This is a genomic window from Mesorhizobium sp. M7A.F.Ca.CA.002.05.1.1 (genome assembly GCF_003998335.1).
Classification (GTDB): Bacteria; Pseudomonadota; Alphaproteobacteria; order Rhizobiales; family Rhizobiaceae; genus Mesorhizobium.
The window spans coordinates 1-3,239 of sequence record NZ_RZQI01000694.1; the positions used below are offsets into that span (position 1 = coordinate 1).

Here is a 3,239-nt window from a genome sequence, read left to right on the forward strand (position 1 = left end):
GCGAGGCCGCGTCCTGATTTGCGGAAGATCGGCGTCGCCGCCTGTTCTTCCAGTTTCTTCAATTGCGCGCTGACCGCCGACGTCGACCGGCCAAGCCGGTCAGCCGCCTTGGCAAAGCTGCCCAGCTCCATACCGGTGACGAAACTGCGCAGGACGTCGAGGTCGAAAGTTACGCGTCGCATATCTGAAGTCCCGATTTTCAGGATTGTAAGTTCAAAACTTCCTGATTTTCAGGATGAAATTATGGCGGTAGGGACAGATCGTCAAGGCCGGACCACTGGCCAGCACGGGAAATGAAATCATGTCCGCCATCGTCAATTGCACCGATCGGCAGTCGCCGAAGCTCCTGGAAGATACCGGTTCCGCCGGGAGGGTTTTCAAGCCGGGCCATCGCTGGAAGGTTCTGGGCATCGGCGTTGCCGCCAATGCCGCCTTCTCGGCTACGTTCTCCGGCATCCCGGCGACGGCGGTCGTTCTTCGCCAGGGCTATCATTTGGGCAATGCCGAGCTCGGCCTGGCGCTCGGCCTTCTCGGGCTGGGGGTCGCGCTCAGCGAACTGCCCTGGGGTTTGCTCACCGATCGCTGGGGCGACCGCCGCGTGCTCCTGATCGGGCTCTGCGCGACGGCGGCGTGGCTCCTGGTCATGGCGATGCTGGTTGTGCCGACAAAGTCCGGTATTCCCGGCGTCACGCTGCTCTCCGCGAGCCTGCTCATCACCGGACTGCTCGGCGGCAGCGTCAACGGTTCGAGCGGCCGCGCCATCATGGGCTGGTTTCGGGAAAACGAGCGCGGCTTCGCCATGAGCGTCAGGCAGACGGCGGTGCCGCTTGGCGGTGGCCTTGGCGCGCTCGTGCTGCCCTCGCTTGCGCTGGCTTTCGGCTTTGGCGCGGTGTTCGGGGTGCTGGCGGGCGCATCCGCTCTGTCTGCCCTGTTCGCCTGGCGCTGGCTGCACGAGCCGCCGACGGCGGGCGAGGGCCATCTCGCTTCGGCTGTGGCCGGACCGGCGCCGCTGCGCAATCGCGATGTCTGGCGTATCGCGACCGCCATCGGCCTGCTCTGCTTTCCGCAGGTGGCCGTGCTCACCTTCGCTTCCGTGTTCCTGCACGATTTCGTTGGGTTGGGAACGGCGGCAATCGGCGCGAGCCTCGCCGCCGTTCAGATCGGCGCCATGGTCATGCGCATCTGGAGCGGCCGCTTCACCGACCGTCACGGCAACCGCCGCCAATTTCTTCGCTTGTGCAGCGCGTTCAGCGCCCTTGCCTTCGCCATGCTTTGGCTGCTGGTCCTGTTCGGCCCAACCGTTCCGGGCGGCCAGCTCATCTGGTTGGCGGTCCTTCCAGTCGTGCTAATTGTCGCAGGCATCTCGGTCTCTTCCTGGCACGGCGTCGCCTACACCGAGCTTGCCACCCTTGCCGGGGCCAGCCATGTCGGGACCGCGCTCAGCCTTGCCAACACCTTTGTTTTCGTAGGCTTCTTCCTGGTGCCGGTGGCCATTCCGGGGCTCTTGCACCTTTGGTCTTGGTCCGGCGTCTGGCTGGCGGCCGCCATCTGCGCGCTGATCGCCCGGCCGATCTTCCTGCGTCCGGCCTGAGTTCGGCCGCAAAACCGCCCGACTTCGGAACCACGACCTGAAGCCGGCTGAGAACAATCCGATCGAAGCCGTTAACGTCCCATCAAGGTTAATGCATCATTTTGCTCTCCAGTGGGGTCTGTCGCGTTCCTGGAGAGTGTTCCGTGCATCGACGTGTGTTGAAGCGGCTGGTTGCCGCCGCCGGTGAGAGAAGACGTGGCTTTCTGCCCCCGTTCGTCATCGGTCTCGGCATCTGGATCGGCTTTCCGACCATCGTCGCCTATCAGGACATGACGAGCCTTGTCTCCGGCCTCGAAGCGAACACCCGCTGGAATTCCTATGTCGAGAAATCCGTCGCCGGCTCGACCCATGCGGCCGAGATGCCCTTTGTCGATTCTGATGTCACCGGCTCCATCTCCGGATCGGGTGTCCACCTGGCCGGTGTCGGCAACGTGTCGTTTCGCGGCAAGGGCGGCAAGGTCAGCGGCACGCCCGATGAGGACCGCGTCGTGCGCGCCGAGAAGAAAGGGCGCATCGTCCAGATGTCTCCCGTCGCACCGCCGAAGAACTTCAACGCCGGCTCGATCTTCGAGCGCACCTCCTCCTTGCTGCGGCCCAGCATGGACAGCGGCCTGAAAATGGCTTTCGCCAAGCCGCAGATCAAAGGCAAGGAAATCCAGATCGCCGCGGCATTCCATGCGCGCGAGGACAGGAAGCCGGATCCCGGCGTGCCGGCCATGCTGGCAGCGCTGGTCAACAACGACCATCCGGACGTGCTGGCCACCGCCTACGCGCAGTCCGAGCCTGACTATGCCAAGGCATCGCCCTTCGAAGCCCTGCTTCAGGACGAGCAGCCCAATGAGGGCCGCTTCATTCCGCCGATGGCCAAGGGCGATCATTCGTGGATCCAGAACCCGCTGCCCGCCAGTGTCTTCTCCCAGAAGGAGCAGGCATGCCTTGCCAACGGCATCTATTTCGAGGCGAGGAGCGAATCCGTGCGCGGCCAGGCCGCCGTCGCCCAGGTCATCCTCAACCGCGTCCGCAACCCGACCTATCCGAATTCGATCTGCGGCGTCGTCTACCAGAACGACAGCTGGTTCAACCGCTGCCAGTTCTCCTTCGCCTGCGACGGCAGGAAGAAGCGCATCGATAGCCCAGCCGCCTACAAGACCGCCAAGGAGATCGCCATGGCCGTCACTGCCGGCAAGATCTTCATCCCGGAGGTCGGATCGTCGACCCACTACTATGCGCAATATGTCCATCCCGGCTGGGCGCGCACGATGCAGAAGATGACCAAGATCGGCCTGCATATCTTCTATCGGACCTATGGCGGCGGCTGGAGCTGAGTGCGGAGTAGCCGCTGATCTTTGATGTGGCGCGCAGCCGATCAAAGGGCCATTGCGCGGGGGATTCGCGCCATGCATCTTCGTCATCATGGCGGGCACGATGTCGCACCTTTCTAATTCATTGATTTTATTGCCTAAAATACATGGCAATGAACTTCCGCCCGTGGCTTGACGGGCGCAAACCCTCTAACTATGTTGCCGGCGACTTTAGAAGCGGACGGACGGTGACGGTCTGACCGGGCAGGGGGGGTGCGATGGCCGACAAGAATGGGCCAGACGGAACCGGAAAAACCGGCCGCGGCAATCAGCATGAGCCCGACATC

General features: G+C 63.3%; 3 protein-coding genes. 2 read left to right on the plus strand and 1 reads right to left on the minus strand.

Features of this window, described 5'->3' with window-relative positions:
- On the minus strand, positions 1-182 hold a 182-nt coding region (locus tag EN939_RS26770), incomplete at its 3' end, for a helix-turn-helix domain-containing protein (RefSeq protein ID WP_164751241.1).
- 119 nt (positions 183-301) lie between these two features.
- On the opposite strand from EN939_RS26770, the gene EN939_RS26775 reads away from it, so the two are divergent.
- Both EN939_RS26775 and EN939_RS26780 read left to right on the plus strand, forming a co-directional pair.
- Complete coding sequence (locus EN939_RS26775) at positions 302-1,591, plus strand: MFS transporter (protein WP_127270763.1); 1,290 nt, start codon at positions 302-304, stop codon at positions 1,589-1,591.
- A 143-nt stretch (positions 1,592-1,734) separates the two neighbouring features.
- On the plus strand, positions 1,735-2,916 hold the full coding sequence (locus EN939_RS26780) for a cell wall hydrolase (RefSeq protein WP_127270764.1): 1,182 nt from the start codon (positions 1,735-1,737) through the stop codon (positions 2,914-2,916).
- Positions 2,917-3,239: the final 323 nt, after the last annotated feature.